A 21,089-nucleotide genomic window follows, 5' to 3' on the forward strand; every position below is an offset into this window, starting at 1 on the left:
TCACGCGTCCCCGATCAGAGGTCGACCGAGAACGTCATCATGGCCGCGAAAGGTGCCGACATATAATAGGTCGGCTTGCTGCCGCTGATGGGCGTTCCATGAACGCCCTTCACCGAATAGGCATTCGTGGTCACGCTTGCAAGGCTGCCCAGATATTTGACGTTGGACAGGTTGTTGAAGTTGAGCCTGATCGTCGGACTTTTGAGGAAACGATACGACGGCAGACGATACCCCAGCGCGATGTCGACGGTCTTGTAGGCCGGCATGCTCTCGTCATTCATGAATGTGGAGTACTGCGAATCCACCCATTTGAACGACAGATTTGAGAAGAACGGCCCCTTGACATAACTCAGGCCGATATTGGTCATGTATTTCGGGCTTTCGACCATCGACTTGCCCTTGGTGGGCAGAAGATCGCCGCCGACCGCGATGTCGTTGCCCATGCGCGTGTGCAGGTACTGGCCGTTCGCATAGAGCGCCAGACCGTGATAGCGCTGCGTCGAGACTTCCGCCGAGATGCCCTGGATCGATTCACCACCGGCCGAGATCGACTGCCCGACAAGGGAGCCGTTGATGATCTGAAGCGACGAGACCTGATGATTCGTCAGGTTCATATTGAACAACGCCAGATCGGCATTGAAGAGCCCATAATAACGGAAGCCCAACTGCTCGCCGATCGTATACTCCGGCTTGGTCTTGGTGTTGCCGTACTGGGAATACCCACCCGTGCCCAGATTATACGTATTGACGTAGGTTGAGCTCGTCACCGGCATGCGCGCGTTTGTCGTCGCGTTCGCATACACCTGCATCTGGTGGTTGATGTCATATGAGATACTGAAACGCGGCATTGGCTGGCTGATCGCCGCCGAGAATTTGTACTGCGTGCCAGGCGCCTGATTGGTGCCCGACGCGTAATACATGAGTTCCTTGAACCCCGCGCTGATCTGCAATTTGTTATGAAAAAACGACTGCGTGTCGCCGACGAAGAACTGGTTGGTGTCCGTTGCGATCTGGTAATGCGTGCCAGAGATGATCTGCCCGTTCGTATCGCGCAGCGGATACTTGCCCTGAATGCTTTCGGTCAGTCCAGACTGGTTCATCAATGCCACCTTGGCAAACGAGATGGTATTCCAGTTATCGTGCCAATAGCCAAACATCAGATGGTTGGAATGCGTGACGTCATATTCAAGATAGGCGTTAACACCCGTCTGATACTGTGTCACCGGATTGACGGTGTCGCCGAACAACTTCCCGTTCGGTTGCAGGTAGGATGAATCATAGGACGGCGTCACCCGCTGATTTCCGCTATAAATCGACGCCGGGTTAAGCGCCGTCTGACCACCGCCATTGTAAACGGTATAGCGGAAATAGGGCGTGATGTGGAACGTCAGCTTGTTGGTCAGCTGAAAGCTGTTCTGAAGCGACATCAGGATCGCATTCCGGTTATAGACATAACCGGGCCAGTAGTCTGACGTAACGCCCGGCTTGAAGGTTCCGGAATAGGTATAGGCGCTGAAACCATCTCCGGCACGATTAGCTTTTTCCCAATTCGCGAGCGAGATCGGTGCGATTCGCGAATTCGTCCAGCCCGTATAGGAGAGGAATAGCGACGACCAGGAATTCGGTGCCCAGTCCTTGTAGAGTTTCAGATCCACGTGCTGACGCTGGTTGCGCCCGCTGCCGATATAGTTATCCGCCGCCGAGTAGGAATACGAGGCGAACGCCTTGATGCCGGTGTGTCCGATATAGCCGGTATCCAGGCGACCGAAGATACGCTGACCACGATATGATCCGGCCGAATACGTCATGTGGCCTGCCAGCCTATCGCCGGGATTGCGGACGCTCTCGATGAACTCGCCGCCCGACGCACTGATGATCGGATCCTGCAAACGGGAGTTTCCGGGCGTTATCGTGATGTCGGAGATGTTCTCGTTGTCGGCATACGTCTCGGTGTAGGGGAAGTAGGACATCATGTCCGTTCCCGGAATACCCTCCACGGAGAAACCCATCTCGGTCTGGTCCAGCCCACGGACCGACATGAAGTTGCGAATGGACAGACCATAGGCGTCCGACGTGCCGAAGTTCGCGCCTGGCATTGTCGACACAAGCTGAAGCGGCGACGCCACCGACATTTTCTGCGCGATGGCCGCCGACGTGATCGACGAGATATTCTCCGGTGCCTTCTGACGCTTCATCAGACCGCCGCCGATGACACGCCCCTTGCTCACGGTGATCTCTTCGGGATTATCGACATGGGAGGTGCCGGGCGCTCCGGTTGGCCGGCGGGCGACCGTGGGAGCCGCGACCGCAGGCGCTGCGACGTGGACCTTGGATGCCGCCACGGGGACGCCCGAAGACTTGGCGTGGTGCCCCGGGTGCACGGCCTTCGTGGAAGACCCCGCGGCCAGCGCGTGACCCGCGACGACCAGCGCCACGCCTGCCGCCCCTATCGATGAGCTGTTCAAGAGAAGCCGCTTCAACCGCCGTCCGCCCATCGTCACTGTCCTTCCAGGCCTGAGAACCGTCCCACCCATGTCGGGCCTTCAATCGCCCGTTCGGTCAGAGCACCGACGCCATGAATGCACATTCTTTCGATATCGCATCGTATTATGGAGACGGTCAGACAGTGCAAACAGATTTTTCCGCTCGATCGATCATTTTTTCTGATCGACCGGCATGCCATACCTTTAACGATGCGTGAGCGTCATGATACCATCGACCTGACGATATGCTGCTGGTCATCGGTCGTGTCAGGGCACTTTCCGCTTCATGAACATCAAGTTTCTCGAAACTTTCCTCGCCGTGCAGCGGCTGCGCAGCTTTCGGCTCGCCGCCGAGACAAGCCACATCTCGCAAGCGGCGGTGTCCAACCGTATCGCGGCGCTGGAGGCGGAATTCGGCTGCATGCTGTTCGACCGACGCAGCCGGGAGTTTATCCTGACCGATGCCGGCCAGCGCCTGATTCGTCATGCGACCGAGATCGTGAACGCGCAGGCCGCGATGCGGCGCGACGTCCAGGGCTCGGCCTCCGCGCCGGAAAGCATTCGCGTCGGCGCCGTGGGAAGCATGGCCCATGCCGTCATGCCGGCGGTCAGCAAGGCCGCCCAATATCTTCAACCCCGCTTGCGGATCGTTCTTCAGACGGCCGAAAGCAACGACCTGCTTGAGGCACTGTGCGAACAGCGCCTCGACATCGTGGTCGCGCGCGCAGGCATCGACCGACCGGGCCTTGATTCCAGCCTGCTCTGCACGTTCGCCATGTTCTGGGTCGGGTCTGGCGCGACGCTCAAACTCTGCGAGCTTCCTCTTCGTCGCGAACAACTGCTGCATCTGCCGCTGGTGTCGTACTCCGCTGACTCCCCGGCACAACGACAGCTTCTCGCGTATCTCCAGGTCCAGGACTCCAGCGAATTGCAGATCAGCCATTCGGATTCCCTTGCGACACTGGTCCAGTTTGTCCGGCATGACCTCGGCGTTGCCCCCCTGCCCGCCGCCGCCGTCATGGATGAGCTGGCGCGCAATGAAGTTCATCTGATCCCGTCCGCCGATGCGCTGCCCCCGGCCACATACGCCCTTTACACCCGCGAACGCCGCGAGCCCGGCAGTCTGCCGGCCCTCATGCGCCTCATCCGCGAACAGGTGTCGCAGTTCTGCGCGTCGCTGCCCGACGGTTATGCACAGGATATCACCAGCTAAGGCGCCGCGCCGCACAGACCGACGCAAAATGTTGCACGACTGGCACGATTTAGGATTGGCGTGGCGATGTGATCTGCTACCGTGACCATACAGTCACATCAACAGCTGAAAACGGGCAATGGTATCTGGTGTTGGGTCGAAATTTTGATGTTGCCATAGTTGGGGCCGGGGTAGTCGGTGCGGCCGTCTTTCGAGAGGCCGTCCTGTCGGGCCTGTCGGCCGTCCTGATCGAGCGTGGGCCCGACATTCTTGAGGGGGCGAGCAAGGCCAACAGCGCTATCCTTCACACCGGTTTCGACTGCAAGCCCGCGACGCTGGAGCACACCCTCGTTCAGCAGGGGCACGCCCGCTACTGCTCCGTCCACCAGCGCCTTGGGCTGCCTCTGTTGCGTGTGGGCGCGACCCTTGTGGCCTGGAACAACGACGACCTGGCGTCTCTGGACACCATAGCCCGGACGGCCTCACGAAACGGCGTCCCTCTGACGCGCCTTGATCGCGCGGCGCTGGTCGCGCGCGAACCCAATCTGGGTCCCTCGGCACTCGGCGCGCTGGTCGTCGAGAACGAGAGCGTCATCGATCCATGGTCCGCCCCCCTGGCGTATGTGTCTCAGGCCGTCGCCAACGGCGGTGTGTTGCTCCGCTCCACGGCGGTAACCGATGCCCGGTTCGCCGACGGTTCGTGGACGATCGGAACGAACCCGTCGACCATTCGCGCACGTGTCGTGATCAACTGCGCAGGGTTGCAGGGCGATCTGGTCGAGGCGATCGCGCGCCCCTCCCCCTTCACCATCCGGCCGCGCAAGGGCCAGTTCATCGTCTATGACAAGAGCGCGCACGGCCTTGTCTCGTCGATCATCCTGCCCGTACCGACACCGGTGACCAAAGGCGTCGTGATCACCCGCACCGCGTTTGGCAACCTGCTGCTCGGCCCGACGGCGGAGCCGCAGGACGACCGGGACAACGCGACGCTGACGCAGGGCGAACTGCAGGCCCTGATTCGCGCGGGGGAGAAAATCCTTCCCGACCTCGCGCACCACGACATTACGGCGGCCTATGCGGGCCTCCGCCCGGCGACGGAGCATGCCGATTACCAGATCGAGGCGCTGGCGGCGCGACACTGGATCACGGTCGGCGGTATCCGCTCCACGGGTCTGACCGCGGCACTGGGCATCAGCGCACACGTCATGGCGCTGTATGAGGACACGTTCGGTCCCCTCCGCCCGCTGCCCGATCCATTATGGCCGACGGTGCCCAACCTCACACAGGCGCTTCCGCGATCGGCCTCTCGTCCCGGGCGATCACCCATCGTCTGCCACTGCGAGGCGGTGACGCAGTCCGACATCGCGGCGGCCCTCGACGACCCGCTGGTGCCGGCGGGCTCAATCGGCGGACTTCGCCGGCGGACCCGCTGCATGATGGGGCGTTGCCAGGGGTTCTATTGCACGCGACGGGTGGTCGAACTGGCGTGCGGGCGCCTTCCGGGGCTGGAGGCTGCGTCCCATGACGCATGATGTCATCATCATCGGTGGCGGGCCCGCTGGCCTCACCGCCGCGCGCACCCTGCTGCGCGGGGGCGTGCGCGACGTGGTGGTCATCGAACGTAACCCTGAGTGTGGTGGCCTGCCCCGCTTCTGCCAGCACCCCGGATGGGGCATGCTCGACTTCCACCGTGTCTGGCGCGGGCCGCGTTACGCCCGCGCGCTGGTGCATGCCGCGCGGGGGGCCACGTTCCTGACCGATTGTGCCGTGACGGCCATCGAACCGGGCGGGATTGTACAGGTCAATACGCCGCATGGGGCGCAGACCATGCGGGCACGGGCCATTCTTCTGGCGACCGGGATTCGGGAAACACCACGCGCTCCGCGCCTGATCGGGGGAATGCGCCCCTTCGGCGTGTTGAACACCGGTGCGTTTCAGGAACTGGCGCGGTTCGGGCGGCTGCCGTTTCGCACGCCGGTCGTGATCGGCAGCGAACTGGTCGCGTTTTCGGCACTGGCGACGGCGCGTCATGCCGGCGCGCGTCCCGTGGCACTGCTGGAGGAACACGCGCACCTCAGTGTGCCCTCGGTGGTCGGCCACGCCGCGTCCTGGCGCTACCGCGTCCCGGTGCGAACCGCGACACGGCTGGTCGAGATTCTGGGCCGCGACCGCGTCGAAGGTGTCATGGTCGAACATCGGGGCCGCCAGGCGTTGCTGCCCTGCGACAGCGTCGTCTTGACCGGCTGCTTCAGGCCCGAGGCAACCCTGGCCGACGGCAACGCCGTCCGTCGCGATCTCGACGGGACGCGTGGCCCGATCATCGATAATTTCTATCGGTGCGACGACCCGCAAGTGTTCGCGGCCGGCAACGTGCTGCGGGGTGTCGAACATTCGGGATATGTCGCGCGGGAAGGCCGGGATGCCGCCCGCGCCATCCTGCGCGCGCTGTCGGGCGATCTCCCGGCCCCCACCCCTTACGTATCTGTCAGAACGACCGGGCTTGGCTATGTGTACCCGCAACGCCTGACCGGCGTGGGTCAGACGGCAAGATTGTTTGCCCGTGACAGCTCGGTCGCGCGCGGCGATCTTGTGGCACGAGACGCGTCACGGCGCGTGATCGCCCGGCGATCGGGCCACACGCTGCTGTGGCCGCGACTGGACATCACGCTCACGGTTCCCGATCCGCTAGACGCGTCGCATGTCTCTCTCGAGCGCGAGACGGCGGAGCCATGAGCGTCTGTCTGGCCATCGATCAGGGAACGACGGGCACCAAGGCCTATCGCTGGCAGGCCGGGGGGGCGATCGCGCCCGTCGGCAGCCTGACACACCGGCAGATCCATCCCCGCCCGGGCTGGGTGGAGCACGACCCGCACGAACTGTTGTCGCATATTCGCACGCTGATCGGTGCTGCACCGGACGCCGCTCTGCTTGGCCTGGCCAATCAGGGAGAGACAGTCGTGGCTTGGCACGCGACGACGCGCGAGCCGCTTGCCAATGCCATTGTGTGGCAGGATCTGCGCACGACCGAGATGGTCGAGCGCCTGCGTGCCGACGGGGCCGAGGCTCTGACGCTCGAGCGCGCGGGGTTGCCGCTGGACGCCTATTTTTCGGCGTCGAAACTGCGATGGCTCCTTGATCATGTGCCGGACGCACGGGCTCTCGCCGCCCGGGGTTTGCTGAAGCTGGGCACCAGTGACGCATGGTTTCTCGACTGCCTCACCGGGCACGCGACGACCGACGTCGCGACAGCGTCGCGCACCTCGCTGATGGATATCCGGCATGGAACCTGGGACGATGACCTGTGTGCCCTGTTCGGCATCCCGATGGAGTGCCTGCCAACGATCAGGCGCACGGACGGTCCGTTCGGCGGTGTGGCGGGGGGACCCGCCATCGCCGCCTCGATCGTCGACCAGCAGGCATCCCTATATGGCCATGGCTGTCGCGCGCCTGATGCGGTCAAGATCACCTTCGGTACCGGGGCGTTCGTGCTCGGCCTTACCGGGCGCACACCCCTGGTGAACGCCGACTCGGGCCTCTTGGCCACGGTGGCGTGGGATTTCGACGGCGCCACGCACTATGCGCTCGACGGCGGCGTGTTGTGCGCGGGGGCGGCGGTCGACTGGGGGCGCTCGGTCGGCGTGATCGACACCAACGCGCCCGCATGGGACAGGACCCGGACCTGTGCGGAACGCGGCCTCTTCTTCGTACCCGCGCTGAACGGACTGGGCGCGCCGACCTGGAGACGCGACGTGCGGGGCAGCTGGACCGGTCTGGAACGGTCAACAGGCCGCGAAGATCTTGGCCGTGCCATATGGGAGGGGGTCGGCCTGCGCGCACGGCAGGTCGTCAAGGCCTTCGAGCAGGCCCAGGGTCGCCCGGTGTCACGCCTGTCGATTGATGGCGGCCTGACCCGCAACGAATCCTTTCGCGCCTTTCTCGCCGATCTGTTTGCGATGGAGGTGCAGTACGTCGACCATGCCGACCTGACCGCATCGGGATTGCTCGGCTTATGCGCCCGAAACGCGTCACTGGGCGGCGAGCCGCCCGTGGACTGGCGCATGGCGATCCCACAGCATGCGGTGCCTGAACGTGCCATCGCCGCGTTCGACGCATTGACCGGGGTCGGACAGCCGGACGGAAAGTGCGCATGAACGACGTAGCGAATCTGGCCAAGAGCCGCACCGCTCCATACAGTTCGTACGAGAGAGCGCGAACGGGCGCTGGGGATGACGGGTCTTGCACTCGCACCGCGACGAACGGAACGTTCCGCACAGACCTGGAAGGCAAAGCGATGCGCGTACGGAACCGGCAGAAAGTCATCCTCGAAATGGCGCAAGGGGCCACCTTGCTGACCGTCGAGGATGTCGCGGAACAGCTTCATGTCTCGCGCGAGACCATACGCCGCGACTTCGCCAGTCTCGATGCGCAGGGCCTGTTACGGCGTGTGCATGGCGGCGCGAAGCCCACCGTGAACGCCACGTCCGAGGAGCCGTTTCACGCCCGTGAGGAACTCAACATCGGGTGCAAAAACGCGATCGCCCGGGCGGCGGCGGCCCTGATCCAGCGCGGCGAGACGCTGATGATCGACACCGGCAGCACGACGCAGGCCTTCGCGCGGGCCCTTGCGGATGACCTCGAACTCACGGTAATCACGAATTCGTTGCGCATTGCCGACATTCTGTCCCACAGCACCGCCCGCCGGGATATCTACGTTCTGGGCGGCGAGTTTCGGCCCGACACGCAGCAGACACTGGGCACGTTCTGTCTTGATCAGCTTGATCGCTTCCGGGCCGATCATACGATCATCGGGGTGGGGGCAATCAGCCGGACCGGAGATCTGATGGACTACGACCCTCAGGAGGCCCAGCTCGCACGTGCCATGATCGCGCGCGCGCGCAAGACGACGGTTCTCGCCGATCATTCCAAGTTCGATTCCTATGCGCTCACCGGGTTGTGCCGTTTCGACGATATCAACCGTATCGTGACCGATGCCCCGGCCACCGACGAGTTTGCCCGTCTCGCCCGCAGTTTTGATGTCGAGATCGTCGTCGGGAACGCTGACTGATGCCTTTTTTCTCTTTTCATTTCTCATCCAAGGAACATGCCTCGATGTCCGTTCGTCCCAATTCACTTGAAGCCCGCGATGCCGCAAGCCAGATGCATCCGATGGTCAACCTGCGTCAGTACGAAAAAAGTGGTGGCCTGATCATCGAGTCTGGAGAGGGGATTTACGTCAAGGACATCAATGGCAAGCGTTACATCGAGGCCATGGCCGGCCTATGGTCCGTCGCCGTCGGGTTCAACGAACCGCGCCTGAAAGAGGCCGCGATCCGACAGATGGACAAGCTCCCGTACTACCACACCTTCTCATACAAGTCGCACGCACCGTCGATCGAGCTGGCTGAAAAGCTGTTGCAGATGGCGCCGGTGCCGATGTCGAAGGTTCATTTCACGTCCTCCGGGTCCGAAGCCAACGACCTGACGTGCAAAATGGTCTGGTATCGCTCCAACGCGCTCGGAAAGCCGGAGAAGAAGAAAATCATCGGCCGTGAAAAGGGTTATCACGGCGTGACCATTGCGTCGGGCTCGATCACCGGCCTTGCGCGCAACCATGAATGCTTCGATCTGCCACTTGACCGGATGAAGCACACATCCTGCCCGTCCTACGTCCATTATGGAAAGACCGGTGAAACCGAGGACGCGTTCACCCAGCGTCTGCTGACGGAGCTCGAGGACCTGATCCTGCGCGAGGGACCGGAGACGGTCGCGGCGTTCTGGGGCGAGCCGGTGATGGGCGCCGGCGGTGTTCTTATCCCTCCCGCCGGCTACTGGCAGGGTGTGCAGGCGATCCTGCGCAAGTACGATATCCTCCTGGTGGCGGACGAGGTGATCTGCGGTTTCGGACGGACGGGCAAGATGTTCGGCTGCGAAACGCTCGGGATCGAGCCCGACGTGATGGTCGTGTCCAAGCAGATCTCGTCGTCCTACATGCCAATCTCGGCCATTCTGGTAAATGATCGCTTCTACCAGCCGATCGCCGACGAGTCCGCGCGGCTTGGGGTCTTCGGACACGGCTTCACGGCGTCCGGTCACCCGGTCGCCTCGGCCGTGGCTCTTGAAAACCTCAAGATTATCGAAGAGCGCGATCTGGTGGGTAATGCCGCACGCCTGTCGGCGCATTTTGCCGAGCGTCTCGCGCATCTGGCAAAACACACGCTGGCCCATTCGTCGCGTTCGATCGGTCTGATCGGCGCGCTCGAACTCGCTCCGTGGGAAGGAACGGCCACCGGCAGTGCCGCCGCAGCCATTGCCGCGGCCGCCGAGGAAGAGGGCGTAATCCTGCGCTCTGTGGGTGAGGCGATCTGTTTCTGTCCGCCCATGATCATCACGCAGAGCCAGCTCGACGACATGTTCGACGCGGTTGGCCACGCACTAGACAAAGTCGCCGCACGGCGCGAGGAACGTGCCGCTGAAGCGGCCGAATGACGCAGATAAGAAAACGCTTTTGACAGACTTGGGTTTATGACAATGACGACATCTTCCGCCGCCGGCACTCCGCGCCTGCCTTTTTCGTGCGACAAGCGTCCGGTCACCGGCGACGGCGTCGTCGTCACCAATCATCCCCTCGGCACGGCGGCCGGCATGGAAATGCTGGCCGCCGGCGGCAATGCCATCGACGCGGCAGTCGCCTCTCTTCTGGCTCTGACCGTGGTCGAGCCGATGATGGTCGGCGTCGCGGGCGGTGGTCTGTCACATCTTCGCCTCGCGGACGGGCAGCACATTGTCATCGATGCCCTGTCCTGCGCGACCCGGAGCATGACGCCCACGATTTACGAACCCGTGTCGGACGAACCCGCGCGATACATGGATGCCGAGGGTCGACGCAATCTTGTCGGCCCGACGTCCGTGGCCGTTCCGGGAAACCTGAAGGGCTGGCACGGCATGCACGCGCGCTATGGCGTGCTGCCGTTTGCCGATGTCGTCGCGCCCGCCATCCGGCTGGCGAAATCGGGTTTCGCCGTCACGCATTATCTGGCCGGCGCGATCAGAGAACATGCCGACGACCTGCTGGCCGACCCGATGATGCGCTCGGTCTTTCTGCCCGACGGCGCGCCGGTCGGGGTCGGCACGCGCCTGAAGCAACCTTTGTACGGCGACAGCCTGGAGTTGATCGCGCGCGATGGGGCTGACGCGCTGCATGGCGGCGCACTGGGACGTTCTCTTGCACGCGCCATCGCCACCGGGGACGATCCGGGGTGGCTGACGGAATCCGACCTGCGTGACTACGCAACGATCGACCGCGCGCCGATCGTCGGGCATTATCGCGGTTTCGACATCGTCGGGCCGCCGCCGCCGGCCTCGTCGGGCGTGCATGTGACGCAGATGCTCAACATGCTGGAATCGTTCGACGTTCGCGCCATGGGATTCGGCAGTCCCGAGAGCGTGCGCCTGCTGATCGAGGTCATTCGTACCGGGTTCGCCGATCGCAAACGCTTCAGCGGCGACCCCGCTTTCGTGGACGTCCCCGTCGAGCGACTGACCTCCAAGGCCTACGCCGCAGAGTGCGTGCAAGCCCTGCTGCAGGGTGGCCATGTTCCCGATCCGGGACACCATCTCCTGCGCGAAAGCCATGACACGACCCACATCACAGTCGCCGACCGGCACGGCAACATCGTCGCGGCGACACATACCATCAATGGTCTGTTCGGTGCACGCTTCATGGATCCGGAAACCGGCATCATCCCGAATAACTACATGAGCAATTTCGATCCGCACCCCGGCCATGCGCTGTCGATCGAGCCGGGCAAGCGCGTACCGACCTCGATGGCGCCGATGATGGTGCGTCGGGACGGTAAGCCCGTCTTTGCACTGGGCATGCCGGGCGGGCTGCGAATCTTTCCCTCCGTCCTGCAGTCGATCGTCAACCTTCTCGATCACGGCATGTCCTTGCAGGAAGCGGTCGAGGCGCCCCGCGTCTGGACACAGGGCCAGGATGTGGAAATCGAACCCGCATACGCCCACGTGCAGGACACGCTGTCGGACGCGGGATACGACGTGCAGAGCAAGCCCCATATCGGCGGCGGGATGAACGCTATCGCGTTTCGTCCGGACGGCTCCATGGAAGGTGCCGCCTGCTGGCGGGCCGACGGAACCGCCCTCGCCATCGGCGGGGGGCTGGCCAAACCCGGCGTCCGCTTCTGGCCCGACAAGGCTCCGGACACCGGGTCCGAGCCAAAACACTAAGACACGACAACAAAGGATACGACTTTCATGGTCAATCGCCTCGTCATTCTGGACCCGATGGCACAGAAGGGGCTCGATAAATTCGCGCAGTTCCTGCCGGATGATTTCGAAATCGCGACCAGCCGCAGCCGCGCGCCCGCAGACCAGCTGGAGGCCATCAAGGGCGCCACGTTCGTGATCACTGCGGACGTGCCGGTCACCGCGGAGATGATGGAGGTGGGCGCCGCGCACGGCCTGAAGGGTGTGCACAAGTGGGGTGTCGGCTACGACAACATCGACTGCGAACGCGCGCGAGAGGTCGGCGTGCGGGTCATGCGCACCACCGGCAGCAATGCCGTCATGGTCGCGGAGACGACGCTGGCCCTCATGCTCGCGCTCCAGCGTAACATCGTGCGCGGGCATGTCGGACTGCAGAAAGGCGAGTGGCTGAAGGGATCGCTGGGCGAGACCTCAATGCGCCTGACCGGCAAGACCATTGGCCTCATCGGGTTGGGTTACATCGGCAAACAGGTCGCGCGGCTACTGCGGGGGTTCGACTGCGAGGTGATCTACACCAAGCGTACACCGATCTCGGCGGAGGAAGCCCAGGAGCTGCGCGCTCGTCTTGTGACACTCGACGAGTTGATCGAAACCTCGGACGTGATTTCGCTCCACTGTGCGCTGACCGATGAAACTGCCGATATGATCAACAAGGAGTCGATTGCCCGGATGAAACCCGGGTCGATCCTGATCAACACGGCGCGCGGCGGTCTGGTCAACGAAAACGATCTGGCCGAGGCCGTGGAATCTGGCCACCTGCGTGGTGCGGCGGTGGACGTTTTCCCGGTCGAGCCGATCGCGGCCGATCATCGTTTCGTGGGCGTTGATCGTATCATCATCACCCCGCATGTCGGTGCCATTTCGGCCGACGCTTATGCCGACAACGTCAAGCGTATGGTTCACAACATGGTCTGCGTGGCCAAGGGCGAAGAGCCGCCCGCGTTCGACACCCTGGTCTGAAAACAACCCACCCGGCCGGCTCACACAGAGCCGGCCGGGTGGGTGTTCCGCGCGCATTGCCCGGCGCATTTGATGCTGGCCTGCGCGTTACGACTCGGTCCGTAATGGCACCCAGTTCGCGACGTACTTCCTGTCGAACAGGTTCCGCACGCTCGCAGCAACGGACCCGCCGCGCAGCGATCACGACAGATGCGACAGATCGTAGCGTGCCGACGTGTCAAACACGGCATAGCGCAGTACCCACATACGCCCGTAGGTCGCCTCGCCACCATTGGCACGCGCCCGAATACCGCATGCCCGCGCCGGACGCCACGGCGTAGAACGCGAACAGGGACGCAGTGCCCTCGGTGGACTGGATCAACGGCTTGCCGGTCGAAACGTGGCGCACTTTCCACACGCTGACCGCCGCCTTTCGAAACCGTCCGAATGCACGTGGCACTCTGGGTGCTATAGCCGGTGTCGCCGACAGACACGAGAACGTTGGTCTGTTCGCTATGAAATCCGGCCGCCGTCAGCAGGATCGTCGTGCCGAACGCAGAACGTGCGAGCGTATTGTCGGCCAGGTAGCAACCGCCATAGCTCCAGTCCTTGTTGAAGCGATGGTTCAGGATATAGCTGATCGCGACCTGGCGTCGGTTGAACGTCTCGAACGACGCGTCGCCGTCGTAGAAGTTCCGGGGCAGATACCCGAATGTTGCCGGCCGAAGCACGCTTATGCGGCACGCCGTCATAGGTGCCGTGTTCGGGATCATACTGGTAGTTGCCGAGCGGCGGCCGGGTGGTGGTACCATTGCCGCCGAACGTGCAGCAGTCCGCGAACGCTGACGGGGCCTTATTCGCAGCGGACCTCCCGCCTCGTCAGCGCCCGTTTCCAGTCCCGAACCGCGCAACGCTGCCGGGCCACCTCTTCGCGTACATGGCCGGCGCCAAACAGGCCAAGGGCTCGCGCGCGGCCCGCGTCCCCGAGCGCCCGCCGTCGCGGTGCATCGTTCAACAGCAATGTCAGGGCGTGTTCCAAAGCGTCCGGGACGTCGGGATCGACGCAGACCCCAGCTTCGCCGATCACATCGGGCAGTGCGCCCCGCGTCCCACCGATCACAGCCGCGCCACAGGCCATCGCCTCCAGCGCCGTCATGCCGAAGGGCTCCGGCCAGCGACTGGGCACGACCACGACCGATGCCTGCGCCATGGCGTGCAGGACGGCAGCATGGGGCTGATAACCGGCAAGTTCGACCCCCGCAGCATGCGCCTGCGGTTCCAGTGCCCGCAGAAAGGGGGTCATGGGACTGTCATCGCCGAACCGGTCGGCCCCGATCATGCGTGCCCGCCACCCCGGCGCGGTCGGGAGGACGGCGCGGCAGGCCCGGACGAAGGCGTCCGCCCCCTTGTCGGCCACCATACGTCCGACGAACAGTATCAGCGGCTGACGGTCATTGATCGAGGGCACGTCCACTGCATCAATCGCATTGGGCCTGACGCCCAGCAACGCGCGCGCAATATCCGGGCCGGCGACGCCATCCGAAAAACGGCTCATAATCCAGGGGGAGACCGCATACACGGCCATTAACCGTAACAGTCGCGTGCGTTCCGCCGCCGTTCTCGCCTGGCGCATGCCCTGCGGATCGTTGTGCAACACAAGCGTCACTGGCCGGTCCGGAAAGCGACGGCAGACACGCACCGCGAGATCGGGCCGATTATGCACCTCGATCACGGCATCTGGCCATGACGCGACGGCCGCACACACCCCACGCGCATAGCGGTCAGACGCGGACAGCCCCCACCGCTGGGGCACGGGATGAAACGCAACCGTGTCGAACGGCACGTCCGCCACAGGCGCGCCGACGACACGCTCCCCGGGAACGGCCATACGCCGCACCAGAAGCGCGATCGCGCCTGCCTGCCCCGGCGCGAACCGTTCGCGCGGGGGCAGCACGGTCACGACCGAGGGCTGCGCCGATGGCTCCGCCAAGAGCCTAATCGACGTTCTCATAGTGAGGGAGATGCCATGCCTGCGGTTCGGCAGCCGCCTCGGCGTACCAGCGCTCCATCAACGGGTGACGGCGCACGGCCTGGGCATAGGCATGCGCGGCCGGGGACAAGCGGACACCGAACGAGAGAAAACGGCTGACGACGGGCGCATACATGGCATCGGCGATGCCGAACGTCGCGCCGAACAGGAACGGACCGTTCGCGCCAAAACGTGCGTGCGTGTCGGACCACAGCGCGTCGATCCGTGCGATGTCGGCCAGGACATCAGCGTCCAACGGTGTCGCACGGGGGCGGTCGAGACGCCCCAGGATCATCGGCATCGCGATCCGCAGGGCCCGGAAGCCCGCGTGCATTTCAGACGCGATCGAGCGCGCATGAGCGCGGGCGATCCGGCCATCCGGCCACAACGACGCGTCACTTTCGGCGCAGTACTCCCCGATCGCGAGACTTTCCCACAGGACGGCGCCCTGATGCTCCAGATACGGCACCTTGCCGTTGGGCGACAGCGCGTGGATGGCGGCCGTGCCCCCGCCACCCGCGAGCGGTATCAGGATCTCTTCGACGTCAAGACGCGCGAGATGCACGCAAAGCCAGCCCCGCATGGACCACGAAGAATACCGTTTCGTTCCAATAACCAGCCGACCGTCGGCCATGTGCCGTCCCTTTTCCGCTGCGCGAGAGGCGCCTGACCCTGTTCTATCGCAGGCGACGCGGGGCGCCTACAGCACACGACGCGACAGCGCGCATCACGGCGCGATGGATCAGACAGGCCGCTCTGCCGCCCGTGCAGTCGCATCGTCCCGTCGTTGCGCCGCATCGAGCGTGACCCGGGCCTCCAGACCACCACCCGCGCGATTGCTCAGTGTCAGTGCACCGCCTGCGCGCGCCACTTCACGCTGCACGATCGCAAGCCCGAGACCCATGCCGCCCGTCTCACGCGATCGCGACCCTTCGAGGCGAAAAAAAGGGGTCAGGACGCGGTCCAGATCGCCTTCAGGAATGCCCGGCCCGTCATCGCTGACGGTGACCACCACCTCCGTCCCGTCCATCGACGTTCGCACATGCGCACTGCCGCCATAAGCCAAGGCATTATCGATCAGATTTCCAAACACGCGTTTCATGGCCAGTGGCCGCACCCACACCAGAATATGCTCCGCGCCGGAATAGTCGGCGACCGCGCCGCGATCGGTTGCCTCGTCGACAAGAGTGATCAGCATGGCCGCCAGATTGACGGCCTTGGGGCGCTCGGGATCGTTCTCACCCGCCAGATACGCCAGAACGCCACCGACCATCGTCTCCATTTCCACGACGTCCGCCTCGATCGCCTGCTGGACTTCGGGGTCGTCAAGGAAGCCGCAGCGCAGGCGCAGACGGGCCAGCGGCGTGCGCAGATCGTGCGACACGGCCGCCAGAGCCTCGGTCCGGTCCGAAATCAGGCGCTGTATCCGCACCTGCATGGCGTTGATCGCACTGGCGAGCCGCCGGACTTCGCGCGGCCCCCGTTCGTCCAGCGGAGTCCAGTCCCCCTCGCCCACCGTATCGGCCACATCGGCCAACGCCCGCAGTGGCATGCTGAGTGTGTGGACCAGCATGCCCGCCACCAGAAGCACAGCCAGCGCGGCGATCGCGGCCGACGCAAGACCTTGTGTCACGTGGTGACGCAGCAGAAGGCCGGGCGCGGTGAATTGCACAAGCGTGCCGTCGTGAAGGCGCAGCAGACCACGCACGTCGGTCGGCGCGCGCGGCACGATCGACAGCTCCAGCGCGTTCCCCGCGAGAAGATCGCTCGCGCCGGCGAAACGCTCATGCAGTTCACGCAAGCTGCCATGGCTGGCGTCCAGCCAGTTGGTGGGCGCGGTCCCCGGCCAGAACACCGACAGTTCGTGGTTGGACAGCATCGTCGCAAGAATCGGGCGCTGGTCGTGCGCCGTGGCGTTCAGTACCTGCGCGTCGACGGCCAGGCGTTCTCCGATACGGTCGAAATGGGAATCGTCGATCGTGAAGGTTTCGACCTGTTCGTACAGGACCGAGCTGACGACAAAAACGATCGCGACGGCGCCTAGCAGGACGACGATCACCCGCCCGACAAGTCCGACGGGCCAGAGGTGAATGCGCCGCGCCGCGCCGACACGCCCACCGGGCCTGCCGGACCGCTCAGACACGCTCGACGGGCACCGTCAGGATGTATCCCATGCCACGTACCGTGCGGATCAGGCCGTTGGACTCTGCCCCCAGCTTGCGCCTCAGTCGGCTTACCAGAACATCGATACTGCGATCGGAAACGTCTCCCAGGCGGGCGCGGGACAGTTCCAGAAGGCGATCGCGGCCGATCACGCGCTGCGGATGGTCAAGGAAACTCGTCAGAAGGTCGTGCTCCGCGCCCGAGATCTCGACCACGGCCCCAGTGGGGTCCGTCAGTTCACGTCGCTTGAGATCGAGACTCCATCCGGCGAAACGAAGCGTTTCCTTGCGCTCATACTCATTTAGAAGCGTCGCATTGGCGTGGCCGCGTCGTAGCACCGCGCGCACGCGGGCCAGAAGCTCCTTTTGGCCGAACGGCTTGGCCACGTAATCGTCCGCGCCAAGTTCGAGACCCAGAACGCGGTCCAGTTCCTCGCCACGCGCGGACACCATGATCACCGGCACCTGGCTGAGAGGCGGTTCGCCTTCGTGGCTGACGCCCGTCCCCTGACGCAGGGCCCGGCACAGATCAAGGCCGTTCGTCCCCGGCAGCATGACATCAAGGATGATCAGGTCGACGGGCGCCGTTTCCAACGCCAGCCACATCTCGCGGCCGTCCTGGACGCCACGCGCGCGATACCCATTTCCCTGCAGGGTGCGTAGCAGGAGCGTCCGCATGCCCGCATCATCTTCGACGACCAGGATCCGCCCCGGCAGATCACTGTCAGACATATGGGACAACATGACTCACCACCAGTTCCTTATACCGCACACACAGCCTCCGATTCGTAATGGCCGAGGGTCTGAATGGATACGATATCCCCCTCTACGCATCGAAATCCAGCGGCAGGCTTTTCAACCGCCCGCACAACAAAAATCCCGGCATGAGTACATGCCGGGATTTCGCATCGATCGGTATGATGGCGAACGGGTCGCCACCATGGTCCGCGCCGTCAGTGCTTGACGGGAGTCAGCTTGAGAATCCACATCTGGGCGATGTCGGCCGCGCCATTCGTGCCACCAACCGTTTTCAGAGTGGCGATGGCATCAGCCGTTCGACCGCCATCCATCTGCGCCAGACCAAGATGAAGCTTGCCCCCCTCGGGGTCGAGCACGCCTTTGGCAAGACCCTGCCGGATCAGGTCCAGCCCTTTGTCGACATTGCCGAAGGTCACTTCGTTGTAACCGGCGGTTACCAGAGCCCCACCCGAAGGCGCCTTGGCAGCAGCGGCTTCGTCCGCGGCGGCGGAGGCTTTCTTGTCCTCGACAGACTTGACGATCATCGCCTTCAGCCGTGCCTCGCGCGCTGCGCCGGCATCTTTGCCGAGTGCGCCGGAGGTATAACCCTGATTCATCAGATTGAGCGCGAGTTGGGGCATACCGGCCTGCATAGCCAGTTCCGTCATGTCCATGAAATCGCCGGTCGCCGTCAGCGTCCCGGCCGCAAGGCGGATCCGGTAGACATCAAGCTGTAGCGAACCCGGAACTTTCGGATTGACTATCAACCCATGCAGCAACTGGGCCCAGTAATCGGGCTTCGGGTAATATTTTGCCAGCAGCACATAAGTGTGCGTCTCGGCCGACTGATCCTTCAGCGCCGTCTGGCACGCCGCCAGCAGTTGCAGTTGCGACTCGGCCGGGGCCTTGCCGGCCTTGATCTCCGCATCGATCACGCCCTGCTGCACCCGGGCCGCGTTGGCGTAGTCCTTCTGCAAATAGTAGGACTGGATGAGGATGGTTTCGACCGACGAGTTGCTTCCGGCCATCTTGAGGTAACGCTCGGAAGCCGTCACCGCGTGAGGATAGTCCTTCGCCGTGTATGCCATCGATGCCTCGGCCAGAAGCATCTGGTTCTTGGCGTCCTTGGGCGTGCGCGACGACGCGATCAGCTTGTCGTACGCCGCTGTCGCCGCCGCGACGTCGCCGGACTGTGCCGCGACCGCGGCACGCATCTGATCGACGGTGTATTCCTCGTAGGCACTCTTCTTGGGAACAGCGTCCGCTTGCGACACGGCGTCCATCGCCTTGGCGTAGTTGTGGGCCGCCAGAGCGGTCTGCGCCTGCTGCAACGGCTTGCCGACGGCGGCGCTCAACGCCTCCTGTGCGGCGGCCATGTTGGCTGCAGGGAACGTCGCCACAGCAAGCGTCCCCACCGCACCAACCATCAGGCTGGCGCGTAGAAAACCAAGAGACTTCAAATCACTGTCCTTCCATGAACTGATCCTGACCCACGATCCCAAGCTTGGTGATGCCAAGGCGCTGGGCATCGGCCAAAACATGGGCCACAGTCTTATAATCAGCCAGGCGGTTGGGATGGATGTGCATTTCAGGCTGGTCAGGCTGCGATGCTGCATTGCGGAAATGCTCCTGCAACGTGCCTTCGTCCGTCATCGGCTCACCATTCCAGGTGATGCTGTTGTCAAAATCGATAGCCACCGTCACGACCTGCGGCTGTGTAGCCGGCGGAGGTGGGTTGCCCTGCGGCAGATCGAGCGCGACGGAATGCGTCTGAAGCGGGATGGTGATGATCAGCATGATCAGCAGCACCAGCATCACGTCGATCAGCGGCGTGGTGTTGATATCGACGATGCCTTCGTCTTCCGTCGTGCTGTCTGTCCCGACGTTCATACCCATGGCGGCGTCACTTTCTCGTCGCTGGTGGCACCTGTTCCCCTCTCTCGGCCATGGGACGCCGGATTGGATCAGGGCCTGTGAATTAACTTAAGGCGGCCCCCTTCCGCGCTGGACGGAAGGGGACACCAGAGGATCAGTCCTCTGAGTGTGGCTGCTCGGTGATGAAGTCGACACGGAAAATGCCGGCTTCCTGACAGGTTGCCACGACGCGGCCTACGGCCTCGTAACGCGACTTCGCATCACCACGCACCTGGATCTGAGGCTGAGGTTTGATCACCGCAGTCTTTTCCAGGCGATCGAGCAGATCCGCATGACTGCGGATCGGAACCTCGTTCCAGTAAACCTGACCATTTTCCGTAACGGCAAGAACGACGTTACCGGGCTTAGTCTGGGTCGGCTGGTTCGCGTCCTTGGGCAACTGGACCTTAACAGTGTGCGTCGCGACTGGAATGGTGATCAGGAAGATGATCAGCAGCACCAGCATGACGTCGACAAGAGGAGTGGTGTTGATGGCCGACACCACCTCGTCTTCATCTCCGCCGCCTCCTACTTGCATTGCCATGATCAGGCCACCCGGCTGGACGTGGTCGTCGTGGTGGGCGAGCCGTCAGGGCGGACGGTGATGGTGTCACCGGTCGAACCGTGGCGGAAACCACCGAGCAGGATGGACTGGAGGTCGGCCGCGAAGTTGCGGACGCGGTCCATCGCACCCTTGTTACGGCGCACCAGCAGGTTGTAGCCCAGAACGGCCGGAACGGCGGTTCCCAGACCGATCGCGGTCATGATCAGCGATTCACCGACGGGGCCGGCAACCTTGTCGATCGAGGCCTGGCCTGCGATGCCGATGGCGGTCAGAGCGTGATAGATACCCCACACCGTTCCGAACAGACCGACGAACGGCGACGTCGAACCGACGGTTCCAAGGAACGCCAGGCCACCCTGCAGACGCGACTGGATGGTATCGACCGAGCGCTGGATGGACATCGACGTCCAGCTGTGCAGGTCGATGGACTCCTGCATCGTGCCTTCGTGATGTTCAGCAGCCGCAATGCCGGTTTCGGCAATGTAGCGGAAAGGCGAGCTGGGCTTGAGAGCCTGCGCGCCCTCCTGGATCGACGACTTCGTCCAGAAGTTCTTGGACGCTTCCTTGGCCGCGGACAGCATCTTCGACTGCTCGAAGAACTTCGTGATCATGATGTACCACGTGCCGAGCGACATGATCACCATGATCAGCAGCACGCCACGGGCAATGATGTCGCCGTTGCGCCACAGCGCATCGAGGCCATACGGGTTCTTGCCCGAAGCGGCCGGCGGCGGTGCGGCAGGCGCCGGAGCGGCATCGGCGGCGGCAGGTGCCGCGTCGCCAG

The 21,089-nt window shown here is 63.6% G+C and carries 17 protein-coding genes and 1 pseudogene; 8 read left to right on the forward strand and 10 right to left on the reverse strand.

Features of this window, described 5'->3' with window-relative positions:
- Positions 1–14: 14 nt before the first annotated feature.
- Entirely contained in the window at positions 15–2,465 is a 2,451-nt protein-coding gene (locus tag HUK82_RS05010; protein WP_176612900.1) for a TonB-dependent receptor, read from the reverse strand.
- A gap of 304 nt (positions 2,466–2,769) precedes the next feature.
- Here HUK82_RS05010 and HUK82_RS05015 point away from each other — a divergent pair, with 304 nt between their 5' ends.
- The 8 genes from HUK82_RS05015 (at position 2,770) to HUK82_RS05050 (ending at position 12,918) form a co-directional block, all read left to right on the forward strand.
- A complete protein-coding gene (locus HUK82_RS05015; protein WP_176612901.1) occupies positions 2,770–3,696 on the forward strand; it encodes a LysR family transcriptional regulator in 927 nt (308 codons plus the stop codon).
- Positions 3,697–3,824: 128 nt separating this feature from the next.
- Positions 3,825–5,207 (forward strand): NAD(P)/FAD-dependent oxidoreductase, encoded by a 1,383-nt coding sequence (locus HUK82_RS05020; protein ID WP_264802209.1) that lies wholly within the window; start codon positions 3,825–3,827, stop codon positions 5,205–5,207.
- Complete coding sequence (locus tag HUK82_RS05025) at positions 5,197–6,408, forward strand: NAD(P)/FAD-dependent oxidoreductase (protein ID WP_176612902.1); 1,212 nt, start codon at positions 5,197–5,199, stop codon at positions 6,406–6,408. The genes HUK82_RS05020 and HUK82_RS05025 overlap by 11 nt, the downstream gene beginning before the upstream one ends.
- Positions 6,405–7,826: an FGGY family carbohydrate kinase gene (locus HUK82_RS05030; RefSeq protein ID WP_176612903.1), complete on the forward strand. Its 1,422-nt coding sequence runs from the start codon at positions 6,405–6,407 to the stop codon at positions 7,824–7,826. The genes HUK82_RS05025 and HUK82_RS05030 overlap by 4 nt, the downstream gene beginning before the upstream one ends.
- Before the next feature lie 140 nt (positions 7,827–7,966).
- On the forward strand, positions 7,967–8,740 hold the full coding sequence (locus HUK82_RS05035) for a DeoR/GlpR family DNA-binding transcription regulator (RefSeq protein WP_176612904.1): 774 nt from the start codon (positions 7,967–7,969) through the stop codon (positions 8,738–8,740).
- Positions 8,741–8,784: 44 nt separating this feature from the next.
- Entirely contained in the window at positions 8,785–10,161 is a 1,377-nt protein-coding gene (locus tag HUK82_RS05040; RefSeq protein WP_176612905.1) for an aspartate aminotransferase family protein, read from the forward strand.
- Positions 10,162–10,203: 42 nt separating this feature from the next.
- On the forward strand, positions 10,204–11,919 hold the full coding sequence (gene ggt, locus HUK82_RS05045; RefSeq protein ID WP_176612906.1) for a gamma-glutamyltransferase: 1,716 nt from the start codon (positions 10,204–10,206) through the stop codon (positions 11,917–11,919).
- Between the two features lie 27 nt (positions 11,920–11,946).
- Complete coding sequence (locus tag HUK82_RS05050) at positions 11,947–12,918, forward strand: NAD(P)-dependent oxidoreductase (protein WP_212647796.1); 972 nt, start codon at positions 11,947–11,949, stop codon at positions 12,916–12,918.
- A 20-nt stretch (positions 12,919–12,938) separates the two neighbouring features.
- On the opposite strand, the pseudogene HUK82_RS17375 reads toward HUK82_RS05050, so the two are convergent.
- The 9 genes and pseudogenes from HUK82_RS17375 to HUK82_RS05090 form a co-directional block, all read right to left on the reverse strand.
- A pseudogene (locus HUK82_RS17375) lies at positions 12,939–13,722 on the reverse strand (TonB-dependent receptor domain-containing protein); the annotation flags it as partial.
- 28 nt (positions 13,723–13,750) lie between these two features.
- A complete protein-coding gene (locus HUK82_RS05055; protein WP_246495026.1) occupies positions 13,751–14,887 on the reverse strand; it encodes a glycosyltransferase family 4 protein in 1,137 nt (378 codons plus the stop codon).
- A gap of 4 nt (positions 14,888–14,891) precedes the next feature.
- Positions 14,892–15,560 carry a glutathione S-transferase family protein gene (locus HUK82_RS05060; RefSeq protein ID WP_176612908.1) on the reverse strand — a complete coding sequence of 223 codons (669 nt, stop codon included), beginning with the start codon at positions 15,558–15,560 and terminating at the stop codon, positions 14,892–14,894.
- A gap of 108 nt (positions 15,561–15,668) precedes the next feature.
- A complete protein-coding gene (locus HUK82_RS05065) occupies positions 15,669–17,069 on the reverse strand; it encodes an ATP-binding protein (protein WP_176612909.1) in 1,401 nt (466 codons plus the stop codon).
- The gene (locus HUK82_RS05070) at positions 17,062–17,820 is read right to left on the reverse strand and encodes a response regulator (protein ID WP_373318257.1); all 759 of its coding nucleotides are present in this window, start codon (positions 17,818–17,820) and stop codon (positions 17,062–17,064) included. Before HUK82_RS05070 ends, HUK82_RS05065 begins: the two co-directional genes overlap by 8 nt.
- A 221-nt stretch (positions 17,821–18,041) precedes the next feature.
- Positions 18,042–19,253 carry a tetratricopeptide repeat protein gene (locus HUK82_RS05075; RefSeq protein WP_373318264.1) on the reverse strand — a complete coding sequence of 404 codons (1,212 nt, stop codon included), beginning with the start codon at positions 19,251–19,253 and terminating at the stop codon, positions 18,042–18,044.
- Between the two features lie 34 nt (positions 19,254–19,287).
- Entirely contained in the window at positions 19,288–19,722 is a 435-nt protein-coding gene (locus HUK82_RS05080; RefSeq protein WP_176612911.1) for an ExbD/TolR family protein, read from the reverse strand.
- 133 nt (positions 19,723–19,855) lie between these two features.
- On the reverse strand, positions 19,856–20,284 hold the full coding sequence (locus tag HUK82_RS05085; RefSeq protein ID WP_176612912.1) for an ExbD/TolR family protein: 429 nt from the start codon (positions 20,282–20,284) through the stop codon (positions 19,856–19,858).
- A 2-nt stretch (positions 20,285–20,286) separates the two neighbouring features.
- Positions 20,287–21,089: MotA/TolQ/ExbB proton channel family protein (locus tag HUK82_RS05090; protein ID WP_176612913.1), on the reverse strand; the 803-nt coding region annotated here is incomplete at its 5' end.

The sequence above is a fragment of the Ameyamaea chiangmaiensis genome (assembly GCF_013376175.1).
GTDB lineage: Bacteria > Pseudomonadota > Alphaproteobacteria > Acetobacterales > Acetobacteraceae > Ameyamaea > Ameyamaea chiangmaiensis.

Bases quoted from the DNA above. Each gene is read 5' to 3' on its own strand.
- HUK82_RS05015 (WP_176612901.1), top strand. From the start codon at position 2,770: ATGAACATCAAGTTTCTCGAAACTTTCCTCGCCGTGCAGCGGCTGCGC.
- HUK82_RS05025 (WP_176612902.1), top strand. From the start codon at position 5,197: ATGACGCATGATGTCATCATCATCGGTGGCGGGCCCGCTGGCCTCACC.
- HUK82_RS05030 (WP_176612903.1), top strand. From the start codon at position 6,405: ATGAGCGTCTGTCTGGCCATCGATCAGGGAACGACGGGCACCAAGGCC.
- HUK82_RS05035 (WP_176612904.1), top strand. From the start codon at position 7,967: ATGCGCGTACGGAACCGGCAGAAAGTCATCCTCGAAATGGCGCAAGGG.
- HUK82_RS05040 (WP_176612905.1), top strand. From the start codon at position 8,785: ATGTCCGTTCGTCCCAATTCACTTGAAGCCCGCGATGCCGCAAGCCAG.
- ggt (WP_176612906.1), top strand. From the start codon at position 10,204: ATGACGACATCTTCCGCCGCCGGCACTCCGCGCCTGCCTTTTTCGTGC.
- HUK82_RS05050 (WP_212647796.1), top strand. From the start codon at position 11,947: ATGGTCAATCGCCTCGTCATTCTGGACCCGATGGCACAGAAGGGGCTC.
- HUK82_RS05060 (WP_176612908.1), bottom strand. From the start codon at position 15,560: ATGGCCGACGGTCGGCTGGTTATTGGAACGAAACGGTATTCTTCGTGG.
- HUK82_RS05070 (WP_373318257.1), bottom strand. From the start codon at position 17,820: ATGTCTGACAGTGATCTGCCGGGGCGGATCCTGGTCGTCGAAGATGAT.
- HUK82_RS05075 (WP_373318264.1), bottom strand. From the start codon at position 19,253: ATGGTTGGTGCGGTGGGGACGCTTGCTGTGGCGACGTTCCCTGCAGCC.
- HUK82_RS05080 (WP_176612911.1), bottom strand. From the start codon at position 19,722: ATGGGTATGAACGTCGGGACAGACAGCACGACGGAAGACGAAGGCATC.
- HUK82_RS05085 (WP_176612912.1), bottom strand. From the start codon at position 20,284: ATGGCAATGCAAGTAGGAGGCGGCGGAGATGAAGACGAGGTGGTGTCG.